This is a genomic window from Thiocapsa sp., from assembly GCF_022340925.1.
Lineage (GTDB): Bacteria > Pseudomonadota > Gammaproteobacteria > Chromatiales > Chromatiaceae > Thiocapsa.
In genome coordinates this window covers 21,434-40,854 of the sequence record NZ_JAJDNA010000032.1, presented here as the reverse complement: position 1 = coordinate 40,854, position 19,421 = coordinate 21,434, and the positions used below count along the sequence as shown (strand labels likewise).

Genomic DNA, 19,421 nt, shown 5'->3' with positions numbered 1-19,421 from the left:
CCGAGCCGGAACCCGAGCCGGAACCCGAGCCGGAACCCGAGCCGGAACCCGAGCCGGAACCCGAGCCGGAACCCGAGCCGGAACCCGAGCCGGAACCCGAGCCGGAACCCGAGCCGGAGCGTCCGGCGCCCGTCGCTGCGGCCCCTTCTCCAGAGCCGCCCGTGACTGGGCAGATGCTCGGGATTCGGTTCGCGCCGGATGCCTGTTTGGCGCTGCTGCATGTCGACATCGACGACGTCCTTGAGGAGGAGGACCGTCCTCGGCTCGAGCAGATGGTCATGGAGCATACCGGCTGGCGGATCGCAGCAACTGCGGCATTTGGGGCCGGTACGGCGATGACCGAGCAAGCGGTCAGGATCCTTGAAACCGGGGATTGGCAGGCACCGCCGGCCCGGGTCGCCGTGATCGAGGACGGCTCTCAGCCACCGATCACCGAGAGTCTGCGCTTCCTGCGCGAGCTGCGCGCGGCCGCGGGGACGCGGGCCCAGATCATACTGGCACTGGTGGGCGACCCGACCGACGATGACCGCCTGCCGCCGGTGCGATCCTTCGACTATACCGATTGGCAGCGCAAGATCGACCAGATGGCCGACCCCTATCTGCGTTTGGAGATGCTGACGCCCTCTGACGAGGATGGAGACGTCTAATGTCCGGGAAGATTCCAAGACTGGCGATCATGGGACATCCCAACGCCGGCAAGTCCTCCGTGGTCGCGACCCTCACCGAGAACGACCTGATCGCGATCGACAAGCGGGCCGGCACCACGACGGAGTCCAGCGTCTATCCGGTCATCATTGATGGCCGCCCTGTGATCGAGTTCATTGACACGCCTGGATTCCAGAACCCCAATGCGATCCTGGAGTGGTTCCAGGCTCAGGGCGAAAAAAGGGAGCTGGCACGGGCGTTCGTAGCCGCGCACCGGGCGGACCCGCTGTTTGCTCATGACTGCGCCCTCCTGGAGCCGGTGGCGGAGGGGGCCGCGATCATCCTGGTGGTTGACGGCTCCAAGCGGATCAAGGAGAAGGACCGCGTCGAGATCGAGCTTCTGCGTCTGACCGCGCGGCCGCGGATGGCCATCCTCAACAATCTCACCAATCAGACGCGCTACATGAACCAATGGCGCGATGCACTCAGTAAGGCATTCAACTCGGTACGCGAATTCAACGCGCATCGAGCGACCTACGGGGAGCGCATCAAACTCCTCGAAGCGCTCAAGAGCATCGACCAGCGGTGGGAGCCGCTGGTCCAGGAGGCCATCGATGCGTTCGAGCACGACTGGACTCGGCGGACGGATCACGCCGTCACGACGATCCTCGATCTGCTCAAGGATGCGTTGACCTTCAAGGTCTCGAGGAACGTGAAGGAGAGCAAGCTCGCCTTCAAGAGCGGCCGCGATCGCGTCAGGGCGGATGTGATGGCGGCCTTTGAGGACGGCCTGCGCCAGCTTGAGGTGAAGGCGCAGGAGCAGATTCGGGGTCATTTCCGGCACCATGTCTGGCACATGCCACCGGACTCCATCCTCGGCAAGGATCTGCTTTCCGATGAGGTCAGCCAGGCGCTCGGTCTCTCCAGACGCCAGCTCGCCCTCGTCGGGTTGGCCGCTGGGGCCGCCTCCGGTGCGACCATCGACCTCTCGACGGCCGGCCATTCACTCGGGGCGGGTGCCCTGATTGGCGCCGCCACGGGCGGCGTGCTGGGGTTCGTCGGCAGTAAGGCACTGGCGAAGCTCGACATCGAGCGTGCCCCCGGCACCCAGCGCTTCACCGCTGGCCCTGTCAGTAACCCGCGCTTCCCGTTCGTCCTCTTGGACCGGATCGTGCTCTACAGCGCGCGGGCCATGAACTGGTCGCACGGCCGGCAGGCGGCAGAGGAGAGTGCACCGGATCGGGTGCCTGACAAGGAGATCCGCCGGGGCGGTTTCGCCGAGGAGCTGTCCGCTCAGCAGCAACGTGATCTGGCCCGCTTCTTCAACGCCGCGAAGAAAGGTAAGTCCGACGGCGAGGAGGCGTGTCGCATCATTATCCGGGATATCCTTCACGGGCTTGCGGTGAGCGAGATCGACAGCCGCTCGGATCTGTGAACGCGTCGGAGCTGATCGCCATTGACCAGGCTCACGCCTGGCACCCCTACACCTCCACGATCGACCCTGATCCGGTGTATCCGGTGCGCTCCGCTCGGGGCTGCCGGATCACACTCATGGACGGTCGCGAGTTGATCGACGGGATGTCCTCCTGGTGGTGCGCGATTCATGGCTATAACCATCCGCTGCTCAACCAAGCGGCCCGAGATCAGCTGGATCGCATGTCGCACGTCATGTTTGGCGGTCTGACCCACGAGCCGGCGGTGCGCTTGGTCCGAACCCTGGTGGAGCTGACGCCCGAGCCGTTGCAGCATGTCTTCCTGTGCGACTCCGGATCGGTGTCCGTGGAGGTGGCGATCAAGATGGCCGTCCAGTTCTGGCAGGCGGCCGGGCGGCCGGAAAAGCAGCGTCTCATGACGATTCGCTCGGGCTACCATGGGGACACCCTGGGGGCCATGTCGGTCTGTGATCCGGTGACCGGCATGCATCATCTCTTCCGGCGCCTGCTGCCCCGACAGCTCTTCGCCCCCGCGCCCGAGTGTCGCTTCGGCGAGCCGTGCCGACCCGAGCAGATCGCCGGGTTCGCGGCGCTGATCGAGCGTCATCGCGACGAGCTGGCCGCGGTGATCCTGGAGCCTATCGTGCAGGGGGCAGGGGGCATGCGCTTCTACAGCGCAGACTATCTGGCTGAGGTGCGCCGGCTGTGCGACCGTTTCGACGTCCTTCTGATCGCGGACGAGATCGCGACCGGGTTCGGGCGCACCGGTGCGCTTTTTGCGTGCGAGCACGCCGGGATCGCGCCCGACATCATGACCCTCGGCAAGGCACTGACCGGCGGGTATCTCACGCTCGCCGCGACCCTGGCGACTGGCCGGGTCGCCCATACCATCTCCGCGGGTGATCCGAGTGCCTTCATGCACGGTCCGACGTTCATGGGCAACCCGCTGGCCTGTGCGATTGCGAATGCCAGCATCGACCTCTTGCTGGCGTCCGAGTGGCGGTCCAATGTCGCCCGGATCGAGCGGATCCTTTCTGCCGGATTGGCCGGCTGCCGCGGTCTTGCGGATGTCGTGGAGGTCCGTGTCCTGGGCGCGATCGGCGTCGTCGAGGTACGGCATGCCGGGAGGATGCGCGACGTCCAACGGCGCTTCGTGGAGCGCGGTGTCTGGGTCCGTCCATTCGGCCGGCTGGTCTACCTGATGCCGCCCTACGTGATCAGCGACGGTGAGCTCCAAGCCTTGTGCGCGTCGGTCTCCGAGGTGATCGCGGAGTCGGCTGCGGGATAGGTCCGGATCGATGCGGCTCCGTATGGCTGAGATGCACACTGTGGGGCGGGAAGGTGGCGGAGAACCCAGCGGACTCGCCGGTCGGGGCACAGGGTGCGACGGAGAGCGAGCTGGCGCGGGCGTCGGGGTCGGTTACCGACGGTTCGTCCCCACATGGGCTGCAAATCAGTCTGGAGGAGCGCCATGCAGCAACGACCCATCATCAAGACCGCCATACCGAAACGCCGTTACCAGATCGGCAGCCTTGAAGCCTCCCTCCTTGGTGAGATCGAGAGCGGAGATGGCCGCGCTTACCGCTATATACTCGCCTTCGTCCCAGCGGGACGGCGTGAACCCGTCTTCTACGTCTGTGCCGAGCAGCGGCCGGCCGAGGAGCACGCGGAGGGCGCCTATGGGCTGCAGGTGTTGGGCGAGCTGATCTCCGAGGTCGTCGATGTCCACGACCGCTGGGGGGATCTAGACACCTTTGCCGACCAGGCCCTCAAACTCGGCCAGCAGGCCTTGGGGCTGCAGCAGACGCCGATCACGCGCCTCATGTAAGGTGCCCGTCGCGGAGAGGCGCAGGGCGCTGCATGCCCTCCAGGGCTGTCTCGCACGTCCTGCTGGGCGTGTCTGCGGTAGGGCAAGACCTTCACTCGCTTGCGAGCAGCCCAAGTGGGGGAGGCTAGGATTTGCTCTTCGTCGGCTCACCTCGGCGGTCGATTTCGGGTCGTGGAGGGGCCTCACATCAGTCTTTGGTCTCTGCCCCCATTGGAGCTTGAGCGGCATCGATCGGTGTCCGCTCAAGGCCGAGGATGAACTGCCACTGCTCCGGCGTGACCGGCATGACGGAGAGCCGGTTGCCCTTTCGGACCAATGGGAGCCCCCCGAGCGGGCCGTCCGCGTGGGTCTTGAGCTCCGCGAGCGAGACAATGCGAGTCATATGGCGGACGTAACGGACCTCGACCAGATACCAGCGCGGACGATCGGGGTCGCTCTTGGGGTCGAAATACTTCGCCGCTGGATCGAAGGCCGTGGCGTCGGGGTAGGGCGCGCTCGCCACCTCGGCGATGCCGACGACTCCCGGCACGGCGCAATTGGAGTGGTAGAACAGGATTTGATCTCCCAGGCGCATCTGATCACGCATCATATTCCGGGCCTGGTAGTTACGGACCCCATCCCAGGGCTCGGTCTGATCGGGCCGCGCGGCAAGGTCGTCAAGGCTAAAGGCATCCGGCTCGGATTTCATCAGCCAGTAATTCATGCTCGTGTATCCTGCTTGTGTCTGGCGCGATGGATCTCAGGGGCGCATCTGCTGCGATTCGGCCAACAGATGCCTGAAATTGGCGAGCCGCTGTGCGGCGATCTGGCCGTCGCGGACTGCGGCGAGGATCGCGCAGCCCGGCTCTTGATCGTGTCGGCAATCGGCAAACCGGCAGCGCCGGAGGTGGGGGCGAAACTCGCGAAAGCCCCGCTGCAAGGCATCGCGATCGATTGCACCGATCCGGAAGCTCCGCACACCCGGCGAGTCGATCAAGACGCCTCCTCCGGGAAGCCGATAGGCCGTTGTCGCCGAGGTGGTGTGGCGTCCGAGCCCGGTGGCTTTGGACAGACGACCGGTCTGAATCCCGCGATCCGGCAGGAGCAGCCTGACCAGCGACGATTTGCCGACCCCGGATTGCCCCACGAGTATGCTGGTCTGGTCGCACAAGGCACCGGTCAACTCAGTCAGCGTGGCCGGATCGCGGAGACTGGTCCGGAAAACCGGGTAGCCGATCGCCTGATAGTGGTCGAAGCGCCGCTGAAAGACCGTTTGTTCCCGCGTCTCGAGCAGGTCGATCTTGTTGACGACGATGATCGCCTCGACACCCATGGTTTCCGCCGCCACCAAGTACTGGTCCATCAGATACTCACTTGGCTCCGGTTCCCGCGCCACGAGGATGACCAGTCGCGTCAAGTTGGCCGCCAAGGGTTTGTCACGGCCGCCGCTGTCGGGTCGGCTGAGGACGGTGCGCCGCGGTAGAATGGCCGTCACGATCCCCTGGTGCTCGGTGGTGCGTTGCCATACCACGCGATCCCCGCAGACCGCGTGGCCGATGTTTCGGCGCGAGGCGCAAAGGATCATGCCGCCGGCGGCGTCTTCGACCGCGAGGTTGCTGCCGTGACGCACGACCACCCGCCCTTCCTCGGGCCGGGACTCGGCCTCAAGCTCCGAGAGGGCGTTCTCGACGCGTGATGCCAGTCGCTGGCGGCGGCGGTCCTGGATCGTGCGGATGCGCTCGATCTGGCGTCCGGAGAGCCGCCGCTTCGACATCGACTCAGCGCCCGAAGTGATAGAAACGGTCATTCAGATAGTTGGCAACATCTTTGATGTCGTCGTCGAACCAGCGCAGCCCAAGCGCGGTCTCGCAGCGCTGAACCTGGCGCTCGAGTCCATCCATCGAGCTGATGAGCCGTCCCTCACGGGTGTAGATTTCGCTCCCGTGACAACTGAGGCAATTCGCTTCGTAGAGTGATTCGGCGCCTTCACCGGCTTCCGCGCGTGCGGTCGCCGTCGCGACTGCGAGAAGGGCCGTCAACGCAGTTCCGACAAGTCTCCGTGTGATCTTCATGGATCATCCTCCGATGAGTCGTTGACAAACTGGATGGCACGGTCCCGGCATCCCCGACGTTGCCAAGCGTCCTGCACGCCGTGCCGTGCTCCCCGATGCGTTGCTGTCGCACCCGACGTGACTTTCCACCACTGCTTCCACGATGATGTTGCCGAGCAATGGGACAAGCCAGATGGCTGAACCGTTCGGGCGCGCGACAGGCAGGAGGACACCGACTTGACCAAGAACGAGAACAACCTGATCTGGCTGGATCTCGAGATGACGGGCCTCGAGCCCTTCCAGGACCGTATCCTTGAGATTGCGACCCTGATCACGGACAGCGATCTTCGCATACTCGCCGAGGGCCCGGTCGTTGCGATCCATCAGCCGGAGCATGTCCTTGCTGGCATGGATGCCTGGAATCGCGACCATCATGGCGGCTCGGGACTCTTGGATCGCGTGCGCACCAGCGCGCTGAGCGAGTCCGACGCCGAGTCGATGACGCTGCGGTTCCTCGCCGACCATGTCCCGGCCGGCGCCTCTCCCCTGTGCGGAAACAGCATCTGCCAGGATCGTCGGTTTCTCGCCCGATGGATGCCGAAGCTGGAGGCCTATTGCCACTATCGCAACCTGGACGTGAGCACGCTGAAGATCCTCGCCCAGCGTTGGGCGCCGGATGTGGCGAGCGAATTCAAGAAAGACTCTCGACACCTGGCCTTGGATGACATCCGCGAATCCATTGCCGAGCTGCAGCATTATCGCACGCATCTGTTGCGCGACTTTTAGTCCGTCGTTCGAGACGCCAGGGCGCGCCGGACGCATTGAGGAGGACACCCGTTCCGGTTGCGGCTCATCTCGCCGTGCGGGGCCAGATTGCATCCCGAGTCCGTCAAACTTCGTTCCCCGCAGCTCGGAGACCCTGACGCTGCAACGCCCACTGGACATGCTCGCGAACCAGCCCACTAGGATGGTCGGAACGTTCGCGCAGGGCGCGGACCGCCGCGGGTGAGGGTGGGGCATTGCCGAGTGCGATGGCAAGGTTTCGCAGCCAGCGGAGATGGCCGATACGGCGGATGGGCGCGCCTTGTGTTCGTTCAAGGAAGGTGGTCTCGTCCCAGGCGAATAGCTCGATCAAGGACGCACCATCCAGTCCGTGGCGGGGTCGGAATTCGGGCCCTGTGGCGAGCCTGGCGAAGCGGTTCCAGGGGCAGACCAGCTGGCAGTCATCACATCCATAGACGCGATTCCCGATGCTTGGCCGCAGCTCGACCGGGATGGTGCCGGTGAGCTCGATCGTCAAATAGGAGATGCAAAGGCGCGCATCCAGCTCGTAAGGTGCGAGGATCGCGCCTGTGGGGCAGACCTCGATGCAGGCCTCGCAGCGCCCGCAGTGATTGGCGATCGGGGCGTCGACCGGGAGCGCGAGATCCGTATAGATCTCGCCGAGAAAGAACCAGGAGCCGGCTCTTGGATGAATGAGGTTGGTGTGTTTGCCGATCCAACCGAGACCGGCCTTCTCGGCGAGCGGTTTCTCCAAGACCGGTGCCGAGTCGACGAATACCCGATGGCCGAAAGGTCCGCATTCGGCGAGGATGCGATCAACCAGTTTCTGCAGCCGCCGCCGCAGGACCTTGTGATAGTCGCGACCGAGGGCATAGCGCGAGATGAAGGCCTTCCCGGGGTCATCGAGGGCGGCGTGAATGGCATCATGCGGTTCGGGCAGATAGTCCATGCGCACGGATATCACGCGCAGCGTTCCGGGAATCAGTTCTGCCGGGCGTGATCGTCGGCGACCGTGGCGTGCCATATAGTCCATGGTCCCGTGACGGTCATTCCCGAGCCACGCCATGAGCCGCGCCTCGGCCTGGCCCAGAGCGGTGTCGGCGATCCCGACCTGCTGAAAGCCGAGCGCCTCACCCCAGGCCTTGATTCGGGTTGCAAGATCCGGGGTCGCCGGGTGCGGGTTGGGACTGGGGATAGGATCCATAGGTTCGTCGGATGATGCCTGAGTTGACCGAGCCGCCCGATACGATGCCGATTCCATGATCCCTTCATGAAGGGGCAGGTCCGCGACAGACAGGGTAACGCAAACATGATTCGCTGCATGCCGGAGGGGGATCGGTTGCCCCACGCGCTCTACCGCGCCGACCAGGTGCGTCACCTCGACCGGTGCGCGATCCGGGACTACGGTGTCCCCGGGATCACCCTGATGGACCGCGCCGGGGCGGCTGCCTACCGGGTGCTACGTGAGCGCTGGCCGGGGGCGCGCCGTGTGGCGGTGCTCGCCGGTGTCGGCAATAACGGCGGGGACGGCTATGTGATCGCGCGGCTGGCGCGAGCCGACGGGCTGGATGTGCGGGTGCTTCAGGTCGGCGACCCCGAGCGGGTGCACGGAGACGCGGCCGCCAGCTTGGAGAGCTGGCGGACCGCAGGCGGAGCGCTCGAGCCTTATCAGGGGCTGCCGCGGCGCTCCGAGGTCCTGGTTGACGCCCTGCTTGGCACCGGACTGAAGCGCCCTGTCGAAGGGGTCTGGGCAGAGGCGATCCGCGCGCTCAACACCCAAGTCTCCCCGGTCCTCGCAATCGACATCCCCTCCGGTTTGCATGCCGATACCGGGCAAGTGATGGGGGTGGCCGTCCACGCCTCAGCGACTATCACCTTCGTCGGGCTCAAGCAGGGACTATTCATCGGGGCTGGACCCGACCACTCGGGTGCGATCCATTTCAGTGCCCTTTCGATCCCTGCTGCAGTGTATTCCTCCCAGATCGCTGCAGCGCGACGGATCGATTGGGCCCAGCAAGGCGAACGTATCGGACCGCGTCAACGCACCGCCCACAAGGGTACCTTCGGACACCTCCTGTTGGTCGGCGGCGCCCCCGGTTTATCCGGCGCCGTGCGTCTCGCCGGGGAGGCGGCGCTGCGGACCGGTGCTGGGCTGGTGACCGTCGCCACTCACCCCGCGCATGCCGCCTGGCTGAACCTGTGGCGCCCTGAGTTGATGGTGGTCGCCGTCGAGACCTCCGCTGACTTGGCGCCATTCATCGAGCGATCGGACGTCGTCGCGATCGGGCCAGGTCTGGGACGCGACCCGTGGGCCCGCGATCTCTGGGCAAGTGTGTGTGCTCTGCGCATGCCGCTGGTGGTGGATGCCGACGCCCTGAACCTGCTGGCCGAAGCCCCTGCGAGCGGGGCAGATTGGGTTTTGACGCCCCATCCGGGTGAGGCGGCGCGACTGCTGGGGACCAGCGTGGCGTCGATCGAGCAGGACCGTCCGCGGAGCGCCCGCGATCTGCAGGGACGCTTCGGCGGGGTCGTCGTCCTCAAAGGGGCTGGCACCCTCATCCAAGGCAGCCCCGGGCGCCTCCCGGCCGTCTGCAGTGACGGCAACCCCGGCATGGCCACGGCGGGATCGGGCGACGTGCTGACAGGCGTCGTGGGCGCGCTGCGCGCCCAGCGTCTCGACGCGGACGAGGCCGCCTGCGCCGGGGTCTGTCTCCATGCGGCGGCGGGTGATCTCGCCGCGTGCCAGGGGGAGCGGGGCATGATCGCGAGCGACATCATCGCGAGCCTGCGCGTCTTGATCAATCGGACAAGCCGGTCGGAGGAATCGCCGTGATCGAGTGCCGGGTGCCCGATCCCGAGGCTCAGCTCGTTTTTGGTGCATCCCTCGCGAAGCACTTGCCATCGCGTCTGGTCCTCTATCTCGAAGGCGACCTCGGGACCGGAAAGACCACCTTGGCTCGTGGTCTCCTCGCCGGACTCGGGTATCGGGGCGCCGTACGGAGCCCGACCTACACCCTGCTCGAGCCCTATGAATTGGCAGGTGCGCGCCTCTATCACCTCGATCTCTACCGACTCGCCGATCCGCGCGAGCTCGACTATCTTGGTCTGCGCGATCTGCTTGGAGAGGACGCGATTTGGGTCGTGGAATGGCCCGAGCGCGGTTCTGGGGTGCTTCCACACGCCGACCTCCGGATCACCATGGAATATGCCGCAAACGGTCGGCGTCTGCGTCTTTCGGCCGAGACACCCTCGGGGCAGGCCGTCCTCGACACCCTCGCGGTTGAGCGTCCGAATGGTGCCAGAAATTGTGAATTGTGTGAGTAAGTTAACGTAATCAAATGATGTCGCTTGGAAAGGTTTGCCGCGACATGCTATCTTTTCCACACCAGTGCTCGAATGGATATCCTCAGAAGGCTGCGCATTGAAGAGAGTCATCGCGCCAATCGCCCTCCTCTTACTTGCGGTGCTGTCGCAATCCCTGTGCGCGGCGCAGTCGATTCTGCAGGGCGCGCGGGTTTGGACCGATCCGGAGAAGACCCGGCTCGTACTCGAAACCTCCGCTGCCGTCGCCTATCAGATCTTCCCCCTCGATGAACCCGATCGCCTGGTCGTGGACCTGGAAGACACACGTTTCGATGCCAAGCTGCCCAAGGTCGAGATGAGCGACGCGAACCTGGTCGGCTTGCGGGGTGGGCCGCGAGACCGCTCGCATCTGCGCATTGTCTTGGATCTCAAGCAGCCCGTCCGAGCCAAGAGTTTCGCATTGGGGCCGAACGAACGCTACGGCCACCGGCTCGTGATCGACCTCGTGCCCAAGGACGGCGTGAGCGTGCGGCGGGTTGTCCTGCCCTCCTTCCCCGATTCCAGGACCTTACCCGCTGCGCGTGCAGATGCGGCGCGCAGCGGGTTTGCACGGCCTGTCATCGTCGCGATCGATGCGGGCCACGGGGGCGAAGACCCGGGGGCGGTCGGGACAGGCGGCACCCGAGAAAAAGAAGTGACCCTGTCGATCGCCCGCGAGCTGGTCAAGTTGGTCGAGCGCGAGCCAGGCCTTCAGCCGCTCATGATCCGGGACGCCGACTATTACGTCGGGCTTCGTGACCGTATCAGCAAGGCTCGTGAGCATCAGGCGGACCTCTTCGTATCGATCCATGCCGATGCCTTCACGAGCTCGGACGTACGGGGCTCGTCCGTTTATACGCTTTCGCATGGCGGGGCGAGCAGCGAGGCGGCGAGGTGGTTGGCGAATCGTGAGAACAGCGCCGATCTCATCGGCGGGGTCGATCTCGCGGTCAACGACGATCTGCTCGCGACGGTTCTGATGGACATGACCCAGAATGCCACGATCGAGCACAGCACCGAAGCTGCCGCGCTGGTCCTCGCGAATCTAGGCCGCCTGGGCACCGTCCATCGGAGCGATGTCCAGCGGGCGGGATTTGCCGTGCTCAAGGCCCCGGATGTCCCCTCGATCCTGGTTGAGACGGCCTTTATCAGCAATCCAGAGGAGGAGAAGCGTCTCAGGAACCGTGCCCACCAGCGGAAGCTCGCCGAGGCGATGCTCGCCGGCATCAGGGCTTACTTCCGTCGGCACCCGCCGCCGGGAATGTTGGTCGACACATCCCCGCGCCTTAGCGGTGGGGCACGGGAATATGTGATCCACCCAGGCGACACACTGTCTGAGATCGCCACGCGATTCAGCGTCAGCCTCTCTGCCCTGCGGACTCAGAATGGATTGACCGACGATTTGATCCGGGTCGGTCAGGTGCTCGCGATCCCCGAGGGATCCTGAGGACCGGTCGACGGCTTGCCTCGGCGCCGTCGTTTTGTTTCCATCGGCGTCATGTCCCGGCCGATCCGCATCCTGTCCAGTCATCTCGTGAATCAGATCGCGGCCGGCGAGGTCGTTGAGCGCCCGGCCTCGGTCGCCAAGGAGTTGATCGAAAACAGTCTCGACGCGGGCTGCCGGCGCGTCGAGATCGACGTCGACCGCGGAGGTGTCAAGCGGCTTCGCGTGCGTGATGACGGTTGCGGGATCCCTCCGGATCAGTTGGCGCTGGCACTCTCGCGGCATGCCACGAGCAAGGTCGCCGACCTCGCGGATCTCGAGGCCGTGGCGACCCTTGGGTTCCGTGGTGAGGCCTTGCCCAGCATCGCGTCGGTGAGTCGGCTTCGGCTGATCTCGCGCACCCCGGATCATCCGGGCGCCTGGGAGGTGACGGTCGGAAGCGACGGAGCGCTTGAAGAACCCCGGCCAGCGGCACATCCGCCGGGGACGAGTGTCGATGTCCAGGACCTTTTCTTCAACACGCCTGCTCGTCGCAAGTTCCTGCGGACCGAGAAGACCGAGCTCGGCCATTTGGAGCAAGTCGTCCGACGCATCGCCTTGGCTCGGCCCGACATCGCCTTCCAGCTGCGGCACAACGGCCGGACGCTCTACGACCTGCCTGCGGCAACCGACGAATCGGGGCGGCGCGCGCGTCTTGAGAGCTTGCTCGGCGCCTCCTTCTCAGAGCAGTCGCTCCTGCTCGAGGAAGAGACGGTGGATTTCCGCCTGTGGGGCTGGGTGGTCCGCCCGGCCTTTTCGCGTAGTCAGCCCGATCAGCAGCTCTTCTATGTCAACGGCCGGATGGTGCGGGACAAGCTGGTAGGCCATGCGGTGCGCCAGGCATTCAGTGACCTGCTGCATCATGCTCGACATCCCGCCTATCTGCTCTTCTTGGAGCTTCCCGCCCGGATGGTCGACTGCAACGTTCATCCCTCCAAGCACGAGGTGCGCTTCCGCGAGGGACGCCAGATCCATGATTTCGTCTTCCGGTCACTCCACCGACGCCTGTCGTCAGGTGCCCTGGGCGCACCGCCGACGCCCGACGGATCCCCCGCGGCAGCCTGGGTCGGCCAGCCCGGCATCGGCGAGGACACCCGCGGTCCCGGGGGCGCAGCGGTTCGCGCCCGGCATCTGCCGCTGGGTGTTGCCGAGGGGCGAAATGGCTATGCCGATCGCTTCCGGGCTGACCTTGCCTTCCAACGACCGCCGGCGCCGTCCGGCACGCGCAATCCGGAGGAAGACGAGGCGGCGCGAGGCGATCCGGCGTTGCCGCTCGGCTTTGCACTGGGGCAGATCAACGGCGCCTATCTGCTGGCGCAGGCGCGCGATGGATTGATCATCGTCGACATCCATGCGGCCCATGAGCGTCTCGGTTATGAGCGGCTGAAAGCGGGCTGGCGCTCCGGCGCGGTCACCCGACAGCCTCTGCTCATCCCGGTGACCGTCGCGGTCACGGACCGCGAGGCGGACTTGATTCAGTCGCACACAGAGGCCCTGGCGTCGCTGGGCCTGGTGATCGACCGGATCGATGCCGGTACCCTGGCCGTCCGCGAGGTGCCGGCCCTGCTCAGGCATGCGGATCAAGAGGGGCTGGTGCGTGACCTGCTTTCGGACCTGGCCGCATCTGGCCGCAGCAGCCGGCTCGACGAGGCGATCAACGCGGTGCTCGCCACCATGGCCTGCCATGGCGCGGTCCGGGCGAATCGCCGTTTGACCCTGGACGAGATGAACGGACTGCTCCGTGAAATGGAGCGCGCGGAGCGGATCGACCAGTGCAATCACGGTCGTCCGACCTGGATCCGCGTGGGTTACGACGAGCTCGATCGCTGGTTCGCGCGAGGGCGCTAAAGTGATCTCAACGTCCTCTCGGGCATTTCGCTGATCACGCCGGCCCTCGTCTTGCCCTACCTATCCCGCCGCTCTGAAGTCGACGCATCGCCTGGGAATCTCGAGGAGCGTCCCCTTGCCGTCATCTTGACGGGGCCGACCGGATCCGGGAAGACCGACCTCGCCGTCGAGCTGGTCCGGCATCTCCCGTGCGAGATTGTCAGCGTGGATTCGGCGATGGTGTATATTGGCATGGATATCGGCACGTCCAAGCCGACACCGGATGTCCTCGCTCAGGCGCCACATCGGCTGATCGACATCCTGCAGCCGAATCAGGTCTACTCGACCGCGCGTTTTCGCGCGGATGCCTTGGCGGCCATGTCTGAGATCGCCGGACGTGGCCGTATTCCGCTGCTGGTCGGCGGCACCATGCTTTACTTGCGCGCGCTGCAACAGGGTCTGGCCCGCTTGCCGAGCGCCGATCCGACATTGCGCGGAGCCATCGTGGATGAGGCGAGCGCAATCGGTTGGCCGGCGATGCATGAACATTTGGCGAGGCTCGACCCGACCTCCGCGCGCCGCATCCACCCGAACGACCCGCACCGGATCCAACGCGCTCTCGAGGTGCATGCCATCACCGGTCGGCCGATGAGCGAGCTGATCCGTGAGGCCGGTGACACGGCTGACCTCCCATATCGCTTGCTCAAACTGGTTCGTGCGCCCTCGGAGCGAGGTCTGCTGCATGAACGGATCGAGCAGCGTTTCCGCTCCATGCTCGCTCGCGGCTTGGTCGATGAGGTCGCGCAACTCTGGGCTCGGGGCGACCTGACGGCGGATCTGCCCTCCATGCGCTCGGTCGGGTACAGGCAGGTGCTGCGGTACATTACCGGCGACGCGAGCTGGGACGAGATGCGCTATACCGGGATCGCTGCGTCCAGGCAGCTTGCGAGGCGCCAACTCACGTGGCTGCGAGCCGAGTCGGACGGTCACTGGCTTGCCGACGAGCCGCATGCCGTGGGCGATGCGGTTGACCGGATCACCAGGATGATGTGCCCCACTTAGGAGCGCGAAGCTCCGCCATTTTCGGTCGCCTGAGCGACGGGAAATACCGGAAGTCGGAAGCCGCGTTTTCGACTGTGTGCTGATTGTTGGCCAGGATGGGCAATCAGTCAGTGTCTCCTTCGCGGTCGTTGTCGGCGCGTTGCGTCGAAACTTCGGTCGATCGCGCGATGTCGTAAGATGGTCTTGCGGCGATGCGGGGCGCTGTCAGGCGATGACGTGGCTTTGGGTGGACGGCGATGGCGTGCTATTTGCCGAAGGAAGAAGGGGCGGGTTCAGTGATTGCGGCGATCTGGTCGCTGGTCCGAGTCCTGGACCTGTCGATCGCTCACGTCAAAGGCCGAGATGGTGTGAGCGCTTCGTTTCGACGACACTATGCGGGGAAATCTTTTCGACGGGTATGCCTGTCCCGGCTGCAGTCCCGTCGGCTTCGGACCCGGCTTGATTGGCAGCGATCAAAGCCCTCGCGTTTTTGCCGGGCATTCAGGCGCAACGACTAAAATCAACAAGGAGTCAACCGATGTCCAAGGGCCAAAGCCTCCAAGACCCTTTCTTGAACGCCCTGAGGAAGGAACGGGTTCCTGTGTCGATCTTCCTCGTCAACGGGATCAAGTTGCAGGGCCAAATAGAGTCGTTCGACCAGTTCGTCGTGTTGTTGAAGAACAACGTCAGTCAGATGATCTACAAACATGCGATATCGACAGTCGTCCCGGCGCGGAATGTCAAGTTGCCTCAGGCTGAAGTCACCCCGCCGGAGCCCGGAAACGCCTGATCAGACCTCAGCGACGCCAGACGACCTGAAGGCGCGTTCGGCGTGACCATGTTTGAGCGGCCAAGTGCAGGAGAGCGTGCCGTCTTGGTGCACCTCGGCATCGGCTCGTCCGTTGAGTCGGACGAGCACGAGGAGTTTCGGCGCCTTGGCGCGGCGGCCGGCGCTGAAATCGCCGGTGTGATGGGAGGCACACGCGCAGCCCCCGACCCGCGGCTGTTCATCGGTACCGGCAAGTGTGACGAGCTGATCGAGCTGGTCACGGCCACCCAAGCCGAGTTGGTGATCTTCAATCATGCGCTCTCGCCCGCCCAAGAGCGCAATCTGGAACGCCTGCTGCGGTGCCGGGTGGTGGATCGCTCCGGTCTGATCCTCGACATCTTTGCGCAGCGAGCGCGTTCGTTCGAGGGCAAGCTCCAGGTCGAGCTTGCCCAGCTGACACATATGTCGACCCGCCTGGTGCGGGGATGGACGCACTTGGAACGCCAGAAAGGCGGGATCGGCTTGCGCGGACCGGGTGAGACCCAGCTCGAGACCGACCGGCGACTCCTTGGCAGGCGCATGACCCTGCTGAATCGCCGCCTGGATCGTATCCAGATCCAGCGGGCGCAGGGACGTAAGGCGCGGGCGAAGGCCGAGCTGCCGGTGGTCTCTCTGGTCGGTTACACCAATGCCGGGAAGTCGACGCTGTTCAATCTGTTGACCGAGGCGGGGGTGCTCCAAGCCGACCAATTGTTCGCGACGTTGGATCCGACCTTGCGCCGGCTGGCCTTGCCGGACGGCGGTCGGGTCTTGCTGGCTGATACCGTTGGCTTTGTCAGCCGGCTTCCTCACGAGCTCGTGGCTGCATTCCGCTCGACCCTTGAGGAAACCCGGAATGCATCGCTGCTTCTCCACGTGATCGAGGCGTCGGCTGCGCACCGGGTCCGCCTCTGCACGGATGTGGAGCTGGTGCTGTCCGAGATCGGAAGCGACACGATCCCGCGACTCGAGGTCTACAACAAGCTCGACCTGCTGCCCGGTGAGCAACCGCGGATTGAGCGTGACCGGTGCGGTGTGCCCAGACGCGTCTGGCTTTCAGCGCATACGGGCGAGGGCGCCGGACTCCTTTTGCAGGCGATCGCTGAATTGGTGGGAGGAGAGCGGCTGCGGCGTTCGGTGGATCTCGCCCCGACTGACGGGCGGTTGCGTGCGTGGCTCTTTCGGCATGCCGAGGTCCTGTCAGACGAACCCACACCGACGGGCGGCTGGTCAATGGAGTTTCTGATCAGGCGCCCGGACTGGGAGCGGCTGGCGTCCCAGGGCGGCCAGCTCTCACACCGCCGCAGCGCGGCATCTGCTTGAGCTGGGGAAGGCGGTCTTCCGCTTGGAGCGCATGCTGATTTTGACCGGGGAAGCCCAATCATCAGCGGCTTCCCCGGGAGCTCCGCCGGCGGTGCGGCGCGGGTGCCATGCGCGGGCATCACGCGCTGCTGTTTGCCCAGCGCCGCGCTGGTCACATAGAATCAGCCTCGGGCGGAACGGGCGCGATCGCCTCAGTGCTTGATATCGACACGCTTCGTCGGCACTCTGACGTCTTTGCAAGGGGAGCGACGTGCTCCAGATTGGCGCTCCCGTACCGCTCCCGCGCTGGCGGGCCTGCGTTGATACCGATCACTCAACAGTCGAACTCGACAGACGGAGAAGCTATGGCCTGGAACGAGCCAGGTGGGGGCAACAAAGACCCCTGGAGCGGCAAAGGGGGCGGCGATCAGGGTCCACCCGATCTTGACGAAGTCGTGCGGAAGCTCCAAGAGAAGCTGGGCGGCTTGTTCGGGGGCAACAGACCGGCGGGGGGGGGCGGCTCGGGAGGCGGCGGATTCAATATGCCGACCGGTGGCTTCAGCTCTCGTGCCATCGGCGTCATGGTCGGCATCCTCCTCGTCGTCTGGCTTGCGACCGGAATCTATATCGTCGAGCCAGCCGAACGGGGCGTCGTGACCCGGTTCGGCAAGTATGTCGATACGACCGACCCAGGCCCGCACTGGCATGTCCCCTGGCCCGTTGAGGCGGTGGTCAAGGTGAATGTCGACGAGATCTCGACCTTCAGCCACTCGGCGTCGATGCTGACGCAAGATGAAAACATCGTGGATGTCGAGCTGACCGTGCAGTCGCGGATTCAGGACGCGGCTGACTTCCTCTTCCAGGTCGCGGATCCGGACAAGACGCTGCGGGACGCGACTGTCACGGTGGTGCGTGTCACGGTCGGCGGGAGCAAGCTCGACTTCGTCATGACGGAGGGTCGGGGCGCAACGGCGGTCACGATCCGCGAACGCATTCAGGCCCTGATGGACCAGTACCGGACGGGACTCCTCGTGACCGCTGTCAACATGCAGCCCGCGAAGCCGCCGGAGCAGGTCAAGGCCGCCTTCGATGACGCCATCAAGGCCCGTGAGGACAAGGAGCGGCTGGAAAACCAGGCGGAAGCTTACGCGAACGAGGTGCTGCCTCAGGCACGTGGAGAGGCGGCCCGGATCGTGGCCGACGCACGGGCCTACCGGGATCAGGTGGTCGCCCGGTCCGAGGGTGAGACTGCCCGGTTCACGGCCATCCTCACCGAGTATCTGCAGGCCCCCGAGGTCACGCGTCAGCGCCTGTACCTGGAGACGATGGAGCAGGTCTTGGGCCGAAGCAGCAAGGTGATCCTCGAAGCCGGGGAGGAAGGGAACAGCCTCCTCTACCTGCCGATTGACCAGCTGATGAAGCAACGCCAGACCGAGACTGCGCCGTCGCGACCCGAGCCCGTGGCGCCGGCGGTTGCGGCAGAGGCCAGCGACCGCCCGCAACGATCGGTCGACCGCGAGCGGAGGGTACGCTGAATGGGCAAGTACAAGAACTTTCTGCCGGCCGCTCTTGCAGCCCTCGCCGTGTTGCTCTACGCCTTCACCTTCGTCGTGCAGGAGTACGAGGTGGCGATCAAGCTGCGGCTCGGCCAGATTGTCGGGGACGACTACCGGCCCGGATTGCATTTCAAGGTACCGGTCCTGAACAACATCAAGGTTTTCGATCGGCGGATACAGACGCTCGATTCACAGCCCGAGCGCTTCTTGACCATCGAGAAGAAAGACGTCATCGTCGATTCATTCACCAAGTGGCGCATCTCCAACGCGGCACAGTTTTTCCGGTCGACCAGCGGCAATGTCGCGCGGACCTCGCGGCTCCTGTCGGAGCGGGTCAACACGAGCCTGCGTGACGAGTTCGGCAAACGGACCATTCAAGAGGTCGTCTCCGACGATCGGCTTGCGCTCATGGCGTTGCTGACCAAAGAGGTCAACGAGAACGCTGGTGACCTCGGAATCGAGGTCGTGGACGTTCGGGTCAAAAAGATCGACCTTCCACCTGAGGTGAGCGAGTCTGTCTACCAACGGATGCGGGCCGAGCGTGAGCGGGTGGCCAGGGACCTGCGGGCCCAGGGCGGCGAGGCCGCCGAACGCATCCGGGCCGATGCGGATCGCCAGCGCACGGTGATCGTGGCCGAGGCCTATCGCGAGTCGGAACAAACTCGCGGTGAGGGTGATGCCAAGGCCTCGCAGATCTATGCGAGTGCCTTCGATCAGGACCGTGAGTTTTACGCCTTTTTCCGAAGCCTGAGCTCGTATCGCTCGGCGCTGGGGCAGGACCATGACGTCATGGTGCTCCAGCCCGACTCCGAGTTCTTCCGTTTCTTCGGGGACCCCGCCGGGCAGTAGCGCCACGTCGCGGTCGCCTGATTCGGCATCCTCGCATGTCCGACTGCTCTGGTTGAGGGGGGGATGTCGTGATCGGTTCAGCTGTCCCGATCCAGGCCCACCTGCACCACGTCGTTGACCGTCGTGCCATCTAGCCTCTGTCGGCCCGAACCGGCCGGAGCAGGCGTCGGCCAAGCCACAACCGTTGGACAAACACATCCAGCTTTGAAAAGATGCGACCCCTTGGCCGGCGCCCCCTGCAGGCGCGATCCAGGTGAAGCTCGAGGTCTCGGGGGCGCTCGTTCGTGCATGACGTCTTGGTTGCGATCGCACTTGTACTGGTCATCGAAGGCATCTGGCCTTTCTTGAGTCCGGAAGGATTTCGGCGCGCCCTGTTGTTGGTCGCCGGCGAGGACAAGAGGTCGCTTCGCGTGGCCGGCCTCTTCAGTATGTTCCTGGGCGTCGGCCTGCTCTATCTCGTCAATTGAGGTTGTTCAGCCTGCGCGTCTGAGCCG

At 64.9% G+C, this 19,421-nt stretch carries 19 protein-coding genes; 15 read left to right on the top strand and 4 right to left on the bottom strand.

Features of this window, described 5'->3' with window-relative positions:
• From LJE61_RS04680 to LJE61_RS04665, 4 genes are all read left to right on the top strand, one after another.
• Window positions 1–647, top strand: a 647-nt coding sequence (locus LJE61_RS04680; protein ID WP_296917585.1) for a DUF2868 domain-containing protein, incomplete at its 5' end; no start/stop codon positions are given.
• Complete coding sequence (locus LJE61_RS04675) at window positions 647–2,080, top strand: GTPase/DUF3482 domain-containing protein (protein ID WP_296912529.1); 1,434 nt, start codon at window positions 647–649, stop codon at window positions 2,078–2,080. The genes LJE61_RS04680 and LJE61_RS04675, both read left to right, overlap by 1 nt.
• Window positions 2,077–3,366: an adenosylmethionine--8-amino-7-oxononanoate transaminase gene (gene bioA / locus LJE61_RS04670; protein WP_296912530.1), complete on the top strand. Its 1,290-nt coding sequence runs from the start codon at window positions 2,077–2,079 to the stop codon at window positions 3,364–3,366. Before LJE61_RS04675 ends, bioA begins: the two co-directional genes overlap by 4 nt.
• 183 nt (window positions 3,367–3,549) lie before the next feature.
• Complete coding sequence (locus tag LJE61_RS04665; RefSeq protein WP_296912533.1) at window positions 3,550–3,906, top strand: hypothetical protein; 357 nt, start codon at window positions 3,550–3,552, stop codon at window positions 3,904–3,906.
• 187 nt (window positions 3,907–4,093) lie between these two features.
• On the opposite strand, the gene LJE61_RS04660 is transcribed toward LJE61_RS04665, so the two are convergent.
• The 3 genes from LJE61_RS04660 to LJE61_RS04650 are packed head-to-tail and all read right to left on the bottom strand — an operon-like array spanning window position 4,094 to window position 5,957.
• Window positions 4,094–4,609, bottom strand: a complete 516-nt coding sequence (locus LJE61_RS04660; protein WP_296912535.1) for an EVE domain-containing protein — start codon at window positions 4,607–4,609, stop codon at window positions 4,094–4,096.
• A 36-nt stretch (window positions 4,610–4,645) separates the two neighbouring features.
• Window positions 4,646–5,659 carry a ribosome small subunit-dependent GTPase A gene (gene rsgA, locus LJE61_RS04655; RefSeq protein ID WP_296912538.1) on the bottom strand — a complete coding sequence of 338 codons (1,014 nt, stop codon included), beginning with the start codon at window positions 5,657–5,659 and terminating at the stop codon, window positions 4,646–4,648.
• 4 nt (window positions 5,660–5,663) lie between these two features.
• The gene (locus tag LJE61_RS04650; RefSeq protein ID WP_296912540.1) at window positions 5,664–5,957 is read right to left on the bottom strand and encodes a cytochrome c family protein; all 294 of its coding nucleotides are present in this window, start codon (window positions 5,955–5,957) and stop codon (window positions 5,664–5,666) included.
• Between the two features lie 216 nt (window positions 5,958–6,173).
• On the opposite strand from LJE61_RS04650, the gene orn reads away from it, so the two are divergent.
• Window positions 6,174–6,722, top strand: a complete 549-nt coding sequence (orn, locus tag LJE61_RS04645; protein WP_296912542.1) for an oligoribonuclease — start codon at window positions 6,174–6,176, stop codon at window positions 6,720–6,722.
• A 103-nt stretch (window positions 6,723–6,825) separates the two neighbouring features.
• Here orn and queG read toward each other — a convergent pair whose 3' ends face one another.
• Window positions 6,826–7,923, bottom strand: a complete 1,098-nt coding sequence (gene queG, locus LJE61_RS04640; protein WP_296912544.1) for a tRNA epoxyqueuosine(34) reductase QueG — start codon at window positions 7,921–7,923, stop codon at window positions 6,826–6,828.
• 66 nt (window positions 7,924–7,989) lie between these two features.
• Here queG and LJE61_RS04635 point away from each other — a divergent pair, with 66 nt between their 5' ends.
• From LJE61_RS04635 to LJE61_RS04590, 10 genes are all read left to right on the top strand, one after another.
• On the top strand, window positions 7,990–9,552 hold the full coding sequence (locus LJE61_RS04635) for an NAD(P)H-hydrate dehydratase (protein ID WP_519972658.1): 1,563 nt from the start codon (window positions 7,990–7,992) through the stop codon (window positions 9,550–9,552).
• Window positions 9,552–10,043, top strand: a complete 492-nt coding sequence (gene tsaE / locus LJE61_RS04630; protein WP_296912587.1) for a tRNA (adenosine(37)-N6)-threonylcarbamoyltransferase complex ATPase subunit type 1 TsaE — start codon at window positions 9,552–9,554, stop codon at window positions 10,041–10,043. Before LJE61_RS04635 ends, tsaE begins: the two co-directional genes overlap by 1 nt.
• A 97-nt stretch (window positions 10,044–10,140) precedes the next feature.
• Entirely contained in the window at window positions 10,141–11,508 is a 1,368-nt protein-coding gene (locus LJE61_RS04625; protein WP_296912546.1) for an N-acetylmuramoyl-L-alanine amidase, read from the top strand.
• A 51-nt stretch (window positions 11,509–11,559) separates the two neighbouring features.
• Window positions 11,560–13,392, top strand: coding sequence for a DNA mismatch repair endonuclease MutL (mutL, locus tag LJE61_RS04620; protein WP_296912549.1), 1,833 nt, complete (start codon window positions 11,560–11,562; stop codon window positions 13,390–13,392).
• Between the two features lie 123 nt (window positions 13,393–13,515).
• A complete protein-coding gene (miaA, locus tag LJE61_RS04615; RefSeq protein ID WP_296917587.1) occupies window positions 13,516–14,433 on the top strand; it encodes a tRNA (adenosine(37)-N6)-dimethylallyltransferase MiaA in 918 nt (305 codons plus the stop codon).
• A 517-nt stretch (window positions 14,434–14,950) separates the two neighbouring features.
• Window positions 14,951–15,202: an RNA chaperone Hfq gene (hfq, locus tag LJE61_RS04610; protein WP_296912592.1), complete on the top strand. Its 252-nt coding sequence runs from the start codon at window positions 14,951–14,953 to the stop codon at window positions 15,200–15,202.
• Between the two features lie 48 nt (window positions 15,203–15,250).
• A complete protein-coding gene (gene hflX, locus LJE61_RS04605) occupies window positions 15,251–16,543 on the top strand; it encodes a ribosome rescue GTPase HflX (RefSeq protein ID WP_296912552.1) in 1,293 nt (430 codons plus the stop codon).
• Window positions 16,544–16,887: 344 nt separating this feature from the next.
• Window positions 16,888–18,057, top strand: a complete 1,170-nt coding sequence (gene hflK, locus LJE61_RS04600; RefSeq protein ID WP_296912554.1) for an FtsH protease activity modulator HflK — start codon at window positions 16,888–16,890, stop codon at window positions 18,055–18,057.
• Complete coding sequence (gene hflC / locus LJE61_RS04595) at window positions 18,058–18,927, top strand: protease modulator HflC (RefSeq protein WP_296912557.1); 870 nt, start codon at window positions 18,058–18,060, stop codon at window positions 18,925–18,927.
• A gap of 284 nt (window positions 18,928–19,211) precedes the next feature.
• Window positions 19,212–19,394 (top strand): DUF2065 domain-containing protein, encoded by a 183-nt coding sequence (locus LJE61_RS04590; protein WP_296912559.1) that lies wholly within the window; start codon window positions 19,212–19,214, stop codon window positions 19,392–19,394.
• Window positions 19,395–19,421: the final 27 nt, after the last annotated feature.

What these genes read in the sequence shown, in the direction of transcription:
- mutL (WP_296912549.1), top strand. Translation starts at nt 11,560, where the DNA reads ATGTCCCGGCCGATCCGCATCCTGTCCAGTCATCTCGTGAATCAGATC.
- rsgA (WP_296912538.1), bottom strand. Translation starts at nt 5,659, where the DNA reads ATGTCGAAGCGGCGGCTCTCCGGACGCCAGATCGAGCGCATCCGCACG.
- hflC (WP_296912557.1), top strand. Translation starts at nt 18,058, where the DNA reads ATGGGCAAGTACAAGAACTTTCTGCCGGCCGCTCTTGCAGCCCTCGCC.
- hfq (WP_296912592.1), top strand. Translation starts at nt 14,951, where the DNA reads ATGTCCAAGGGCCAAAGCCTCCAAGACCCTTTCTTGAACGCCCTGAGG.
- LJE61_RS04675 (WP_296912529.1), top strand. Translation starts at nt 647, where the DNA reads ATGTCCGGGAAGATTCCAAGACTGGCGATCATGGGACATCCCAACGCC.
- hflK (WP_296912554.1), top strand. Translation starts at nt 16,888, where the DNA reads ATGGCCTGGAACGAGCCAGGTGGGGGCAACAAAGACCCCTGGAGCGGC.
- queG (WP_296912544.1), bottom strand. Translation starts at nt 7,923, where the DNA reads ATGGATCCTATCCCCAGTCCCAACCCGCACCCGGCGACCCCGGATCTT.
- LJE61_RS04660 (WP_296912535.1), bottom strand. Translation starts at nt 4,609, where the DNA reads ATGAATTACTGGCTGATGAAATCCGAGCCGGATGCCTTTAGCCTTGAC.
- LJE61_RS04635 (WP_519972658.1), top strand. Translation starts at nt 7,990, where the DNA reads ATGAAGGGGCAGGTCCGCGACAGACAGGGTAACGCAAACATGATTCGC.
- LJE61_RS04665 (WP_296912533.1), top strand. Translation starts at nt 3,550, where the DNA reads ATGCAGCAACGACCCATCATCAAGACCGCCATACCGAAACGCCGTTAC.
- LJE61_RS04650 (WP_296912540.1), bottom strand. Translation starts at nt 5,957, where the DNA reads ATGAAGATCACACGGAGACTTGTCGGAACTGCGTTGACGGCCCTTCTC.
- hflX (WP_296912552.1), top strand. Translation starts at nt 15,251, where the DNA reads ATGTTTGAGCGGCCAAGTGCAGGAGAGCGTGCCGTCTTGGTGCACCTC.